The organism is Solimonas sp. SE-A11 (genome assembly GCF_030345715.1).
Taxonomy (GTDB): Bacteria; Pseudomonadota; Gammaproteobacteria; order Nevskiales; family Nevskiaceae; genus Solimonas_A.
In genome coordinates this window covers 180,654-195,410 of the sequence record NZ_JAUASX010000007.1, presented here as the reverse complement: position 1 = coordinate 195,410, position 14,757 = coordinate 180,654, and the positions used below count along the sequence as shown (strand labels likewise).

The following is a 14,757-nucleotide window of genomic DNA, read 5'->3' as shown; positions in this document are numbered from 1 at the left end:
GTAAACCCCGCATGACGGCCTACCGCATCACGCTCAACGGCAGGACCTGGGTCTTCGATGACCTGCGGGCGCTCATGTCCTGCGCCTCGCCGCGCCGCTCCGGCGACGAACTGGCGGGCCTGGCGGCGCAGAGCGACGAGCAGCGCGTGGCCGCGCGGCACGTCCTGGCGGACCTGCCGCTGCGGGTGTTCCTGGAACAGCCGCTGGTGCCCTACGAGGCCGACGAGGTCACGCGCCTGATCCTGGATACGCACGCCGCCGCGGCCTTCGCGCCAGTGGCGGACCTGAGCGTGGGTGAGTTCCGCGACTGGCTGCTGTCCTATGCCGCGACCACCGAGGCCCTGGCCGCGCTGGCGCCGGGCCTTACGCCGGAGATGGTGGCGGCGGTCAGCAAGCTGATGCGCAACCAGGACCTGATCGCGGTGGCGGCCAAGTGCCGCGTGGGCACCGCGTTCCGCAGCACCATAGGACTGCCTGGGCGCCTGGCCTGCCGCCTGCAGCCCAATCATCCCACCGACGATCCGCTGGGCATCGCCGCCTCGATCCTCGATGGCCTGCTGTTCGGCATGGGCGACGCCGTGATCGGCATCAATCCTGCCAGCGACTCGGTGCCCGACACCATCCGCCTGCTGCAGATGCTGGACGAGCTGCGGCAGCGCTACGACATCCCCATGCAATCCTGCGTGCTGGCGCATGTCACCAACAGCCTGCGTGCCATCGAGCGTGGTGCGCCGCTGGATCTGGTGTTCCAGTCCATCGCCGGCAGCGAGGCCGCCAACCGCGGCTTCGGCGTGGACCTGGCGCTGCTGCGCGAGGGCATGGAGGCGGCTCAGTCGCTCAAGCGCGGCACCGTGGGCGGCGACGTCATGTACTTCGAGACCGGGCAGGGCAGCGCGCTGTCGGCCAACGCGCATCACGGCGTGGACCAGCAGACCATGGAGGTGCGCGCCTACGCCGTGGCGCGCGAGTTCTCGCCGCTGCTGGTGAATACCGTGGTCGGCTTCATCGGGCCGGAATACCTCTACGACAGCAAGCAGATCATCCGCGCCGGCCTGGAGGACCATTGCTGCGGCAAGCTGCTGGGCCTGCCGATGGGCGTGGACGTCTGCTACACCAACCATGCCGAGGCCGACCAGGACGACATGGACACGCTGATGACGCTGCTGGCCACTGCCGGCGTGAACTTCGTCATCGCCGTGCCGGGCGCGGACGACGTGATGCTGGGCTACCAGAGCCTGTCCTGGCATGACGTGCTGGGCCTGCGGCATCTGCTGAAGCTGCGCCCCGCGCCGGAATTCGAGGCCTGGCTGCAGCGCATGGAACTGCTCGACGGCCAGGGGCGCCTGGCACCGCCTGGCGAGCAGCTGATGCGCCGGATGCTGGCATGAGCGGCGTGATCCCCGATCCCTACGCCCGCCTGCGCGCCACCACGCCGGCCCGCATCGGCCTGGGCCGCGTGGGCGATGGCCTGCCGACGCGCGCGGTGCTGGAGTTCCAGGCCGCGCACAGCCGCGCGCGCGACGCGGTGCACGGGCGTGCGGACTTTGATGCCGTGGCGAATGCGTTGGCGCCACTGGAGAGCCTGCGTGTGCGCAGCCGGGTGGAGGATCGCGCGCAGTACCTGCGCCGGCCGGACCTGGGGCGGCGCCTGCGCGAGTCTGACCTCTCGTTGCTGCCGCGCGGCGACTGGGACCTGGCCTTCGTGATCGCGGACGGCCTCTCCGCCGAGGCGGTGAATCGCCATGCCGCGCCGCTGGTGCACGAGACCCTGCATCGCCTGCCGGGTTGGCGCGCTGGGCCGGTGGTGTTGGCGGAGCAGGCGCGGGTGGCGTTGGGGGATGAGGTGGGGGAGGTGCTGGGGGCGAAACTCGTCGCGGTGCTGGTGGGTGAAAGGCCGGGTTTGTCGGTGGCGGATTCGCTGGGGGTCTATCTCACCTGGGAGCCGCGGGTGGGGCGGGCGGACTCGGAGCGCAACTGCATTTCCAACATCCATGGCAATGGGCTGTCGGTGCAGCGGGCGGCGGATACGCTGGCTTGGTTGCTGGATGAGGCCAGGAGTCGGAGGGTGACGGGGGTGGGGTTGAAGCTGGAGGCCTTGGACAACGGCGTTTCCAGCCCGGCAATCCCAGCCTGACCGTTCATGCCGAGTGCCGCGTAGCGGCGTATCGAGGCACGCACTGCGGTCGCTCCCTCTCCCCTTGCGGGAGAGGGTTGGGGAGAGGGGGCTCCCTATGAAACTCTTCGATGGTCTTCTGTGGTGGCGGTCCTAGACCGCTCCGGTGTTATTGATCTCTGATGGTTTATTTCGCCTAAGGGCGACTTACCTTTCTTCGCCTAGAGGCGCCTACTGTTGGTGCTTGTGCAAAGAAAGGTAAGCCAAAGAAAGCACACCCCGGCATCCGCAGCCCCGCTGATGCGGGGCGACCTGCGCGGGGGGCGCCCGCGACGGGTCGGACACACAGGCCATCCATGGCCTGCGTGTCCTCGGCCGGGCATCCATGCCCGGCTCGACCCTGCGTTCGACCCCCGCGCAGGTGCTTCTGCAAGGGGGCCCAACGTCAAAAGCATTCGCTTGCGCTCACCAAGAGCTTGAAAAGCGTGACCGAGAGGAAAGGTCTTGATCCTTCGTAGATAATGCGCCCCCCATGGCCCGCCCCTACGATCTCGTCGCCACCGCCCTCGCCGAACAGCGTGATTCGCTGCTGGCGCGGGACTACGTGCGCTTCGCCAGGCTGGTGGAGCGGGCGCAGCGCGGCGGCAAGATGGACGTGGCCCGGCTGCAGCAGGATGTGGAGAAGGCCAAGGAGCGGGTGGAGCAGCGCAAGCTGCTGGTGCCGGCGGACCTGAACTATCCGGACGAGTTGCCGGTGGTGCAGGCCAAGGCCGAGCTGCTGGAGGCGATCCGCGATCACCAGGTGGTAGTGGTCTGCGGCGAGACCGGCTCGGGCAAGACCACGCAGCTGCCCAAGCTCTGCCTGGAGCTGGGCCGCGGCACGCGCGGGCTGATCGGGCATACGCAGCCGCGCCGGCTGGCGGCGCGCAGCGTGGCCAACCGCATCGCGGCGGAACTGCACGGCAATCTCGGCGACACGGTGGGCTACGAGACGCGCTTCGACCGCCGCGTGTCGGAGCGCTCGCTGGTCAAGCTGATGACCGACGGCATCCTGCTGGCCGAGCTGGGGCGCGATCACCTGCTGACCAGCTACGACACCATCATCATCGACGAGGCCCACGAGCGCAGCCTCAACATCGACTTCCTGCTGGGTTGGCTCAAGCGCATCCTGCCGCAGCGTCCGGACCTGAAGGTCGTGGTCACCTCGGCGACGCTGGACCCGGAGCGCCTGTCGCGGCACTTCAGCGGGGCGCCGATCAAGCTGGTCTCCGGGCGCACCTATCCGGTGGAGCAGCGCTACCGCGCATTACCCGACGACGGCGATCTCGAAGGAGGCATCGCCAGCGCCATCGAGGAACTGTGGCGGCCCACGCCCAAGGGCGACGTGCTGGTGTTCCTGCCCGGCGAACGCGAGATCCGCGATGCGGACCGCGTGCTCAGTGGCCGCTTCCCGCGCGCCGAGGTGCTGCCGCTGTACTCGCGCCTGGCGGCACAGGCGCAGGACAAGGTGTTCTCGCGCGGCAGCCAGCCGCGCATCGTGCTGGCCACCAACGTGGCGGAGACCTCGGTCACCGTGCCGGGCATCCGCTACGTGGTGGATACCGGCACCGCGCGCCTCAACCGCTTCTCGCCGCGCACCGGCGTGCAGCAGCTGCAGATCGAGCCGGTGTCGCAGGCGGCGGCCAACCAGCGCGCCGGCCGTTGCGGGCGACTGGGGCCGGGCATCTGCATCCGCCTCTATGCGGAGGACGACTTCGCCGCGCGCCCGGCCTTCACCGATCCGGAGATCAAGCGCGCCAACCTGGCGGGCGTGATCCTGAGCATGATCGCGCTGGGCCTGGGCGAGGTGGACGACTTCCCCTGGGTGGACGCGCCGGACTCGCGCAACGTCAGCGACGCCTACCGCCTGCTGCAGACGCTCGGCGCGCTGGACGACTGGCGCAAGCTGACGCCGCTGGGCGAGGAGCTGTCGCGCCTGCCGCTGGACCCACGCGTGGCGCGCATCGCGCTGGCTGGGCGCGGCAAGGCGCAGGCCGACGCGATCTGCGTGCTGGCGGCGGCGATGTCGGTGCAGGACCCGCATGAGGTGCCGCCCGATGCGCAGGACGCGGCGCGCAGCGCGCACAAGAGCTGGCAGCACCCGAAGTCGGACTTCCTGACGCTGCTCAATCTCTGGCAGCGCTGGAAGACCTGGAGCGACGAGTCCTCCAACCGACAGCTGCGCCGCGTTTGCCGCGAGCACTTCGTGAATTTCCTGCGCATGGAGGAATGGGAGCAGGTCTACCGCCAGCTGCGCGACATGCTCGGCATCAAGGGCGAGCCGGCGCGGCTCAAGCCGAAGGACCTGGACGCGCTGTATCCGCAGCTGCACGAGGCGCTCCTGGCCGGCCTGATCGACCATATCGGCCTCAAGCTGCCGGAGAAGGGTGAGTACCAGGGGCCGCGCAACCGCCGCTTCCGCATTCACCCCGGCTCGGCGCTGGCCAAGAAGGGCCCACAGTGGCTGATGAGCGCGCAGCTGGCGCAGACCAGCCAGCTGTTCGCGCGCACCAATGCGTCGGTGGAGCCGGAATGGCTGGAGCGTGTCGGCGCGCACCTGATCAAGCGCAACGTGCTGCACCCGGAGTGGCACTCCGAGCGCGGCGAGGTCACTGCCACCGAGCATGTCAGCCTGCTGGGCCTGCCACTGCTGACGCGCCAGCGCAACTACGGCGCCACCAACCCGGTGGAGGCGCGCGCCATCTTCGTGCGCGAGGCGCTGCTGCGCGGCGAGATGTCACGCAAGCCCTCGTTCCTGGAGCAGAACCTGGCGCTGATCGAAGAGGTGCAGGACAAAGAGGCGCGCCTGCGCCGGCCCGACCTGCTGGCCAACGACGAGCAGCTGGAGCGCTTCTACCTGGAGCGCTTGCCGGAGAACATCTGCACCACGCGGCAGTTGAAGGACTGGCTGCGCCACGACCCCAAGGCGCAGTCGCAGATGCGCATGCAGGAGGCGGACGTGCTGCGCCCCGGCGCGGACGCCAACGTGGAATCGCAGTTCCCGGATCACATGGACATCGCCGGCCAGCGCCTGGGCCTGAGCTATTCGCACGAGCCGGGCGAGGAGCATGACGGCGTCACCTTCCACGTGCCGCTGGCGGCGGTGCACACGCTGCCCGAGCACGTCTTCGACTGGCTGGTGCCGGGCCTGCGCACGGCCAAGATCGAGGGGCTGATCCGTACGCTGCCCAATGCGCTACGGCGCTACTGCACGCCGGCGGCGGAATACGCCCGCGCGCTGGCGGAGCGCTTCGATCCGCCGCCGGAGCGCCCCATCGTCGAGGCCATGGCCGAGGCACTGAAGTCCATGACCGGCGCGCCGATCACGCTCGAGTCCTTCGCGCCCGACAAGCTGGAATCCCACCTGGTGCCGCGGCTGCAACTGGAAGACGCGCAGGGCAAGCTGCTGGGCACCGGCAACACGCTGGCGTCGCTGCAGGGCCGCTTCGCCGGGCAGGCGCGGCAGGCCCTGAACACGGCGGCCACGCGCGACGACACGCTCAGGCAGTGGAAGCGCGACAACCTCGGCGACTGGGATTTCGAGAAGCTGCCGGAGACGGTGCCGATGGCCGGTGCCAAGGCCTGGCCGGCGCTGCAGGCCGAGGGCGAGAAGGCCAACCTGCGGCTGTTCGAATCGCCCGAGGCGGCAGCCGAGGCGCATCGCGCCGGCACGCGCACGCTGCTGCTGGCGCGCATGCCGGATCGCACGCGCGACCTGCTCAAGGCGGTGAAGAGCAAGCTCGGCCTGCAGCTGATGAGCCTGAAGCTGGCACCGGAGGCGGTGGCCGACGCCCTGGCGCGCCGCGCCGCCGAGCAGGTGCTGCTGGCGGCGCCGATCCGCGACAAGGCCGGCTTCCAGCAGGCGCTGGAGAAGCGCGGCGCCTTCAGCATCGAGGCCTACAAGCGGCTGGACGAACTGGCAGCCTGGCTGGGCACCGCCGCGGAGCTGCGCAAGAAGCTCGATGCCCTGGGCAACCGCTGGCCGGTGCCGCTGGCGGACCTGCGCCAGCAGCTCAGCAGCCTGTTTTCGGAGGGCTTCCTGGACGCGATCCCGGAGCCCCAATGGGCGCGCATGGCGGTCTACCTGCGCGCCTTCGGCATCCGGCTGGACCGCCTGCAGAACAAGCCCGCCCGAGACGAGGAGCTGACCCGCCAGGTTCAGCCCCTGGTCGCCAAGCTGCCCGGCCCCTTCCACGCCGCCCGCTGGATGCTGGAAGAGTGGCGTATCACCTTGTTTGCACAGGAATTGAAGGCCCAGGGCTCGCCCAGCGCGGCGCGCATCACGGCACTGGTGGCCGAGACGCCCTAGCCGCTGCGGGCAAGGCATATCCCCCGTTTGTGCTATTTTTCCTACGTTGTGTCAGGATAAAATGACAGCAGGCCCGGTCCGCAAGAGACCAAAGCCGGGGGATTCAGGGGACCCCAGCCTAAAGTTACGGAAAACATGGCCGCTACCCGGATGACCATCAGATCCAGGCCATGCGCATCGACCTATCCAGTGCCGCGTTGCAGCCCACCGCCAGTCGCTTGAATCCTGGCGGGCTGCCGGCGTTCGCACTGGCCATGGACATGCCGACGCTCAAGGTTCCGGTGCTGCAGCTGTCGCAGGCGGCCCCGCCGCCGCAGCCGCCGATGGGTACCGTGCTGATGCAGATGCTGGGGCAGCCGCCGCCGGCTAACTGGCAGCTGCGCGCGCTGGACCCCATGAGCTATGCGCCAAACCAGCCCGACCCGGAGATGCCGCAGACCCTGTCGCTGGAGCTGCAGCTGGTCAGCTCCGACGGCCACGCCCTGCCGGCGCGGCTGGTGCTGTCGATCTTCGCCCTGGCGCGCGAGCAGGCCCCGGGCCTGGTTGAGGCGCTGCGCCGGCATGACACCTCGGTGATGCCGGGGCCGATCCTGGAGCGTACCGCGGCAGAACTCGCGGGTTCGCGCCACGGCTTCGAATGGACCGCCGATGGCCGCGCGCTGTGGCAGGCCCAGGCCCTGGCGATGCGCGGCTGGCTGCAGATCCGTCCACGCGAGTTGCCGCGCAAGCCGGGCGCGCTGCTGCGGGGGCAGGCCGATCCGGACGAGTTCGAGCCCGAGCCGCCGCCGCAGGCTTCGCCGTCGCCGATGCATGACGATGGCATGCCGACCGTGGGTGTGGGCCAGTGGCTGTGGCTCAGCGCAAAGGGTTTCGGCAGCTGGCTGAAGGCCTACTGGTAGCCTGAAGCTGTAAAATACCGGCCTGCCCGCGCCCCGCGGCGTCCGGAATCCACTCGTGTCCAAGAACATCCCCGCCGACGAGCGCCTGATCGCCGCGCTCGACGTTCCCGCCGCCCCCGAAGCCCGCGCGCTGGTCCAGCGCCTCGGCGACTCGGTGCGTTTCTACAAGATCGGCATGGAGCTGCTGATGGCGCCGGGCTTCTTCGAGCTGCTGGACTGGCTCAAGGCCCAGGACAAGAAGGTCTTCGTGGACCTGAAGTTCTTCGACATCCCCGAGACCGTGGCGCGCGCGGTGAAGAACCTGAGCGAGCGCGGCGCCGATTTCTGCACCATCCACGGCAACCAGTCGATCATGGAAGCGGCGGCCAAGGCCAAGTCCGGCAATACCAAGGTGCTGGCCGTGACCGCGCTGACCAGCCTGGACCAGGGCGACCTGAACGACCTGGGCTTTGCGGTGGACGTGGCCGAACTGGTGCTGTCCCGCGCGCGCCGCTCGCTGCAGGCCGGCTGCGACGGCGTGGTGTCCTCGGGCCTGGAGGTGGAGCGCCTGCGCCGCGAGGCCCCGCGCGAGCTGATCTGCGTGACCCCCGGCATCCGCCCGGTGGAAAACCGCGTAGAAGCCGACCAGAAGCGCATCATGACCCCCGCCGCCGCGATCCGCGCCGGCGCCGATTACCTTGTGGTGGGGCGCCCGATCCGCGACGCCGCCGACCCGCGCGCCATGGCGCAGGCCATCCAGACCGAAATTGCCGAGGCTCTCCGTGCAGCTTGATAACGATCGTTTCCTGCGGGCCCTGAAGCGCCAGCCGGTGGACCGCACCCCGGTGTGGATGATGCGCCAGGCCGGCCGCTACCTGCCGGAGTACCGCGAGTCGCGCAAGAAGGCCAAGGACTTCATGGCGCTGTGCCGCAACCCGGAGCTGTGCTGCGAGGTCACGTTGCAGCCGCTGGCGCGCTACCCGCTGGACGCGGCGATCCTGTTCTCCGACATCCTGACCATTCCCGATGCGATGGGCCTGGGCCTGCGCTTCGTCGAGGGCGAGGGCCCGGTGTTCGACCGCCCGGTGCGCGACGCGCACGCGATCGAGGCCATCGGCGTGCCGGACCCGGAGGGCGAGCTGCGCTACGTGATGGACGCGGTGCGCACCATCCGCGGCGCGCTGGGCAGCAAGCTGCCGCTGATCGGCTTCGCCGGCAGCCCCTGGACCCTGGCCACCTACATGGTGGAAGGCGCCGGCGGTTCGGACTACGCCAACATCAAGCGCATGGCCTTCGACGCGCCGGAGATGCTGGACAGCCTGCTGGCCAAGCTGTCGGCCAGCGTCAGCCTCTACCTGGAAGCGCAGATCGCCGCCGGCGTGAACGCCGTCATGGTGTTCGACACCTGGGGCGGCGTGCTGAGCCCGGGCCTGTACGAGCGCTTCTCGCTGCAGCCGATGCAGCGCATCGTGGCGCACCTCAAGCGGGTGGCGCCGCAGCTGCCGGTGATCCTGTTCACCAAGAACGGCGGCCAGCATCTGGAGCGCATGGCGGCCACGGGCTGTGACGCGTTGGGTGTGGACTGGACCACGGACCTGTCGGTGGCGCGTGCGCGCGTCGGCGACAAGGTGGCGTTGCAGGGCAACATGGACCCGCTGTCGCTGTTCGCACGGCCGGAACGCATCGAGGCGGAAGTGGCGCGGATCCTGCAGGACTTCGGCCATGGCCCGGGGCACGTGTTCAACCTGGGTCACGGCATCCTGCCGCAGACGCCACCGGAGCATGCAGGGGCGATGATCGAGGCGGTCCGCCAGCTGAGTCCGGCGTACCACAAGTAGGAAGGGCGCTGGCGTTCAGCCTGCGGTCAGCGGCGGCGGTAAGACTGGTCGGCATATAACTGCGGCCGAGGGAGAGTCGGCGTATGTTTTCGATCCTGCTACCCGGGTACCTCGTTGGCATCATCAAGTTCTCGATGATGCTGGCGGTGCTGCTGTTCTGGTTCACGGCGATGCTGCCGGGCCTGTTGCTCAAGCTGGTGCCGGTGCATGCCCTGCAGCGTGCCGCCAGCCGCTACTGCGTGTGGATCGCCACACAATGGGTCGGCAGCAACCACCTGCTGTACCGCTTCATCCACCCGCTGCGGTGGGACATCGATGTGCGCGGCCGCCTGGAGCCGGGCAAGAGCTATCTGCTGATCAGCAACCACCAGAGCTGGGCCGATATCCTGGTGCTGTTCGACCTGCTGCACGGCCGCACGCCGTTCGCGCGCTTCTTCATGAAGCAGCAGCTGATCTTCGTGCCGATCATCGGGCTGGTGTGCTGGGCCATGGACTTCCCCTTCATGAAGCGCCACTCGCGCGAGGCTATCGCCGCCAACCCGGCGCTGCGCGGGCAGGACCTGGAAGCCACGCGCCGTGCCTGCGAGGTCTACCGCAGCGAGCCGGTGACGGTGGTGAATTTCCTGGAAGGCACCCGCTTCACCGAGGCCAAGCGCCAGGCCAGCGGCTCTCCCTACAAGCACCTGCTCAAGCCCAAGGCCGCCGGGCTGTCGTTCACGCTCAACGCGATGGGCGAGCAGTTCGCCGGCATCGTGGACGTCACCATCGCCTACCAGCCCGCCACCAAGGGCCTGGTCTGGAGCTGGCTCTGCGGCGAGCAGGACCAGTTGGCGATGCACGTCGACCTGCTGCCGGTGCCGGCCGAGTTGCTGCACGGCGACTACGACGGCGACGCGGAATTCCGCGCGCGCTTCCAGGCCTGGGTCAACGGCCTGTGGCAGCGCAAGGACGCGCGCCTGGAGCGCATGCTGGTGGACCGGCCGGCGATGTCGCAGCGGCCCGCGGCGCAGGCCTGACCGGAATCACTCGCAGGAGCGGCCGTTGGCCGCGAGCGAGTTCGCGGCCAACGGCCGCTCCTGCGAAGCGAGCGGGCCGCTCAGTACGACCGCCCGTCCTTGTGCGCGAACTGCCAGCCGCCGTCGGGGCCGATCACCGCCGCGAGATCGTCGTCCGGGTAGTTCACCGAATCGCCGCGCGTGCGGTCGCCCACTTCCAGGTACACCACCAGCTCGTCGCCGCGGTTCACCAGGTGGTGCGCGTTGTTGCTGCCGGCGCGGAAGCCCGCGCACATGCCCGGCTCCAACGGCGTCTCCCCCTGGTCGGTGACCAGCACCGGGTGGCCCTCGAGGATGTAGATGAACTCGTCCTGGCGCGAGTGGCTGTGGCGCAGGGCCGAGATCGCGCCCGGCTGCAGGCGCGTCAGGTTCACGCCGAAGTTGCGCAGGCCGAAGGCCTCGCCCAGGGCACGCTTCTGCCGGCCCGAGACGCGCGAGGCGAAGGGTTCCGGGTAGTTGCTGGGCTTGGCGCGGGGGGCGACGTCGGTGGCGGCGATAGCCGCCGGATGGTATTCGGTACTCATGCTGATCCTCTTCCCTGCGCATATTTTACCTCTGCGCAGGGCACATCAGCTCACCCCCAAAGGGTAGTTGTACGACCCAAGGAAGCTCCGAAGAAGTCCGTTCGTGCTGAAGCCCTGGGCCTGTCGAAGGATCGAAGCATGGGCGGACTTCCCGCAAGGTCACTCAATGGGTAGCCGACCACCCTTCGACAGGCTCAGGGCGAGCGGCAACCAGATCAGCGCATCCCCAAGGCGCCTTCAGGCGCTGCGCCGGCACTCCGCGCTGCCCGCCACGCGGGAGCGGAAATACAGGGCGATCAGCTCGAACACGCCCAGCGGCGCCAGCTTCAGCAGCAGGGTGTCGGTCAGGTACTCGCCGCGCGGATGGCGCTGGCGGGTAACGCGGCGCAGCCGGCGGTGCGCCTCCAGGTGCAGCTTCGGGCAGTCCGTGACCTGGTCGTGCGCGGCCGTGTAGTAGCGATAGGCCTGTTCCGGCTGGCCGGAGGCCAGCGCGGCGTCGCCGTCGCGCCAGAGGCTTTGCGCCGATGCGGCGCGCTGCGCGAAGGGTTCCATCAGCGGCCGCTCAGGCAGGCGTTGAGGTCACCGTTGAGCAGGTCCACCTTGGAGCGGTCCTCGATGCTGCTGCGCTGGTACTTGTCGCGGTCGGTACGGGTCAGCGCCAGCTCCTTGGCCAGGTTGCGGGCGTCGGCGGCGGAGTTGTCGCGGGCCTGCTGGGCGGCCGACAGCTCGGCGCGCAGCCTGGCCAGCTCCGCATCCTTGGCGGCGGTAGCCGGCACGTCCTCGCTGACCTGGGCGTGGCGCTGCAGGCTGGCGATACGGGCCTGCAGGGCATCGCGCTGCTGGCGCAGCACCTCGGCTTCCGCGCGGGCGGCATCGGCGGCGGCCTGCGTGGAGTCGATCTGGTCGCGCAGGCCGTTGGACAGTTCCTGCACGTCGGCCAGTTGCTGCTTGAGCTTGGCCGAGTCGTCGGTGGCTTCGAACACGGGGCCGCGCGGCGGCGCGTCCATCGGCTCCTCGGCGAAGGCCGGGGCGGCGGCAAGGACGAGGGCGGCGAGCAGCAGGCGGGACGGAGTACGCATGGGCGATCCTGTGGGCAGACGGATCGCCGAAGCGTAGCGGATGGGGGCGGGTGGCGCGACTGCCGCCGCCTCGATCAGCCGCGCAGTTCCTTCAGCACGGCGGCGGTTTCCGGACGCACGCCGCGCCACAGGGCGAAGCTCACCGCGGCCTGCTCCACCAGCATGCCGAGGCCGTCGGCGATGCGCGCCGCGCCCTGGGCACGGGCCCAGGCGGCGAAGGGCTCGTGGGCCTGGCCATAGCTCAGGTCATAGCAGGCGCCGCCCGGCGCGAGCAGCTGGCCCGGCATCTTCGGCATGAAACCCTGGTGGCCGGTGGAGACGGCGTTGACGATCACGTCGTAGAGGTCGCCCTTGAGCGCGGCGTGCGTGCGCGGAGTGATGTGGCCCTGCGGCTTGAACTGCTCGGCGATCTCTTCCGGCTTCCAGGGGTTGCGGCTGGACAGCACCAGCTCGGCGGGCTTCTCCGCCAGCAGCGGCTGCAGGATGCCGCGCGCGGCGCCGCCGGCGCCGATCACCAGCACGCGCTTGCCGGCCAGCTCGATGCCGCAGTTGCGGCGCAGGTCGGTGATGAATCCCTCGCCATCGCTGTTGTCGCCCTGCCAGCCGTCCTCGGTGCGCAGCAGCGTGTTCACGGCGCCGGCCAGCTGGGCCCGCTCGCTGACCTGGCCGCAGAGCTTGGCCACCGCCAGCTTGTGCGGCAGCGTGACGTTGAAGCCGCGGTAGCCTTCGGCGTGGAGCTGTGCCAGGCGCTCGGCCAGCGCCGCGGGGGCAATCTCGATGGCTTCGTAACCCAGGGACTGTCCCGTCGCCTCGGCGAAACGGCCGTGGATGAAGGGAGATTTGCTGTGGCTGACGGGAGAGCCGATGACGGCGTAGCGATCCATGGAGAAGACAGGCTGGCGGTGCGGCCGGCGGGCCGGGGGCGGCAGTTTGCCCGAAGCTCCGGCGCGGGGAAACCAGCCTGCTTCCGCCGGGTTCCGCGGGCAGCCTGCGGACACGGCCCTGAGGTAGGATCGGAACCAGACTTCCCGGGGACCCTGAATCGCCACTCGCACGGCCGCACCGCGCGCCGGCGACCCGCCGCATGACCGACCTTTCGCGAACCGCCCCCGAACCCAGGATGCCCGGCGCCGGCAAGGGCGGCGTGCTGCCCGAAGGCACGCGCCTGATGGAGTACGAGATCCGCCGCGTGCTGGGCAAGCCCGGCGGCTTCGGCGTGACCTACCTGGCGCTGGATACCAACCTCGACCACGAGGTGGCGATCAAGGAATACCTGCCGGTGGAGTTCGCCCTGCGCATGGCCGACGGCCAGGTCGTCGTGCGCTCCGAGGAAGACGCCGCCGCCTTCGACTGGGGCCGCCGCTGCTTCCTCAACGAGGCGCGCCTGCTGGCGCGCTTCAACCATCCCAACGTGGTGCAGGTGCACCGGCTGTTCGAGGCCAACGGCACCGCCTACATCGTCATGGACTACGTCCGCGGGCGCTCGCTGGCCGAGGAGTTGCGCGGCACCGTGATCGCGGAGCAGGCACGCCTGGAGGCCTTGCTGCTGCCGCTGCTCGATGGCCTGCAGAACGTGCATACCACCGGCGTGCTGCACCGCGACCTCAAGCCGGAGAACATCCTGCTGCGCGACGACGGCTCGCCGGTGCTGATCGACTTCGGCGCCGCGCGCGGCGAGCTGGGCAGCCACAGCCGCTCGATGCTCAACGTGCTCACCGCCGGCTATGCCCCAGTGGAGCAGTACTCGCAGAAGGGCAACCAGGGACCCTGGAGCGACATCTACGCCCTGGGCGGCGTGATCCATCGCGCGCTCACGGGGCACAAGCCGCCGGATGCGGTGGACCGCCTCGGGCAGGACCCGTTGCAGCCACTGGAGAACCTCGTCACCCAGGGCTTCGACGCCAACTTCCTGCGCGCCGTGGACTGGGCGCTGCGCGTGCCGATCGCCGAGCGTCCGCAGACCGTGGCCGACTGGCGCCGCGCGCTGACCGGCCAGACCCTGGTCGCGCCACGGGCGGCCCCGTCCGTAGGCCTGGCGGCATCGCCGGTGGACCTGGACGTCACCCAGGACCCCACCGCCGCACTGGAAGACCCCGACGATGACCGCACGCAGCCGCTGGCGGCGCAGCAGGCGGCGCGGGTGCCGGCATCCATGCTGCTGACGCCGCGGACCTTGCCGGCCTGGCTGCCGCGCGCGGCGATGGCCGCCATGCTGCTGCTGGCCCTGTTCGCCGCCGCGTTGTACTTCAACCCGGGCGAGGCGCCGCCGGCGGCGGAGTCGGCACAGGCTCCCAAGGTCCCCGCCGAACCGCCGCCGCTTGCGGTGACCGAGATTGAGCCCGAGCCGCAGCCCGCGCCGGCCACCTGGGACGAACCGGCACCCACGCCGCCGCCGCTGCGGATGCCGCCCGCCGCGGCGCCCCCGGCGAAAGACAGGAAGGCCTCACCCGCGGCGACGGTCGCCGCCACGCCGCGACCGTCGCCGGCCCCCGAGCTGACCGAGATGCTGCCGCCGCTCAACTACGTACGCCAGCAGGCCGGTGTGCCGCTGCTGAACTGGGCCCAGCCCAACGTGCGCGCCGCGCAGCATTGGGCGGAGCAACTGGCCGGAGAGGGCTGCAAGCCACGCGTGAACGCCGACCCGGCCTGGCGCGCGCAGTACCGCGACACCCTGTTCCACGCCTATTCCAATGCGCCTTACGAGGGCTGGCGCCGCACGCCCGGGCAGGTGGTAGCGCGCTGGAACGAAGGCAGTCGTCACTACAGCCACGAGAGCGGCCGCTGCCTGGAGCCTCGCGACGGCTGCGGCCAGTACGCGCAGCTGGTGGATACGCAGGTACGCAAGGTGGGCTGCGCGCGGGCGCGCTGCGAGACGGCCGAGATCTGGGTCTGCACCTACTCGGTGCCGCCGCAGTAGTTCGG

12 protein-coding genes are annotated in these 14,757 nt (G+C 70.0%); 8 read left to right on the top strand and 4 right to left on the bottom strand.

Annotated features, from left to right (window positions below; all coding sequences use genetic code 11):
* The first annotated feature begins 11 nt into the window (after window positions 1-11).
* The 7 genes from QT386_RS10435 (at window position 12) to QT386_RS10405 (ending at window position 10,193) form a co-directional block, all read left to right on the top strand.
* Window positions 12-1,388 carry an ethanolamine ammonia-lyase subunit EutB gene (locus QT386_RS10435; protein WP_367401422.1) on the top strand — a complete coding sequence of 459 codons (1,377 nt, stop codon included), beginning with the start codon at window positions 12-14 and terminating at the stop codon, window positions 1,386-1,388.
* Window positions 1,385-2,134, top strand: a complete 750-nt coding sequence (gene eutC / locus QT386_RS10430; protein WP_289273696.1) for an ethanolamine ammonia-lyase subunit EutC — start codon at window positions 1,385-1,387, stop codon at window positions 2,132-2,134. The genes QT386_RS10435 and eutC overlap by 4 nt, the downstream gene beginning before the upstream one ends.
* 511 nt (window positions 2,135-2,645) lie before the next feature.
* Complete coding sequence (gene hrpA, locus QT386_RS10425) at window positions 2,646-6,461, top strand: ATP-dependent RNA helicase HrpA (protein ID WP_289273695.1); 3,816 nt, start codon at window positions 2,646-2,648, stop codon at window positions 6,459-6,461.
* Between the two features lie 170 nt (window positions 6,462-6,631).
* Entirely contained in the window at window positions 6,632-7,360 is a 729-nt protein-coding gene (locus QT386_RS10420) for a hypothetical protein (protein ID WP_289273694.1), read from the top strand.
* Window positions 7,361-7,382: 22 nt separating this feature from the next.
* On the top strand, window positions 7,383-8,132 hold the full coding sequence (pyrF, locus tag QT386_RS10415; protein WP_367401421.1) for an orotidine-5'-phosphate decarboxylase: 750 nt from the start codon (window positions 7,383-7,385) through the stop codon (window positions 8,130-8,132).
* Window positions 8,122-9,177 (top strand): uroporphyrinogen decarboxylase, encoded by a 1,056-nt coding sequence (gene hemE / locus QT386_RS10410; RefSeq protein ID WP_289273692.1) that lies wholly within the window; start codon window positions 8,122-8,124, stop codon window positions 9,175-9,177. Before pyrF ends, hemE begins: the two co-directional genes overlap by 11 nt.
* Window positions 9,178-9,260: 83 nt before the next feature.
* Window positions 9,261-10,193 (top strand): acyltransferase, encoded by a 933-nt coding sequence (locus tag QT386_RS10405; protein WP_289273691.1) that lies wholly within the window; start codon window positions 9,261-9,263, stop codon window positions 10,191-10,193.
* A gap of 80 nt (window positions 10,194-10,273) precedes the next feature.
* Here the strand turns inward: QT386_RS10405 and QT386_RS10400 are convergent, their stop codons facing one another.
* The 4 genes from QT386_RS10400 to aroE form a co-directional block, all read right to left on the bottom strand.
* Window positions 10,274-10,756 carry a cupin domain-containing protein gene (locus tag QT386_RS10400; RefSeq protein WP_289273690.1) on the bottom strand — a complete coding sequence of 161 codons (483 nt, stop codon included), beginning with the start codon at window positions 10,754-10,756 and terminating at the stop codon, window positions 10,274-10,276.
* A gap of 237 nt (window positions 10,757-10,993) precedes the next feature.
* Window positions 10,994-11,308, bottom strand: coding sequence for a hypothetical protein (locus QT386_RS10395; RefSeq protein ID WP_289273689.1), 315 nt, complete (start codon window positions 11,306-11,308; stop codon window positions 10,994-10,996).
* Window positions 11,308-11,835 (bottom strand): hypothetical protein, encoded by a 528-nt coding sequence (locus tag QT386_RS10390; protein WP_289273688.1) that lies wholly within the window; start codon window positions 11,833-11,835, stop codon window positions 11,308-11,310. The genes QT386_RS10395 and QT386_RS10390 overlap by 1 nt, the downstream gene beginning before the upstream one ends.
* 74 nt (window positions 11,836-11,909) lie before the next feature.
* A complete protein-coding gene (gene aroE / locus QT386_RS10385) occupies window positions 11,910-12,719 on the bottom strand; it encodes a shikimate dehydrogenase (protein WP_289273687.1) in 810 nt (269 codons plus the stop codon).
* A 200-nt stretch (window positions 12,720-12,919) separates the two neighbouring features.
* Between aroE and QT386_RS10380 the strand changes: the two genes are divergently transcribed.
* Entirely contained in the window at window positions 12,920-14,752 is a 1,833-nt protein-coding gene (locus QT386_RS10380) for a protein kinase (RefSeq protein ID WP_289273686.1), read from the top strand.
* Window positions 14,753-14,757: the final 5 nt, after the last annotated feature.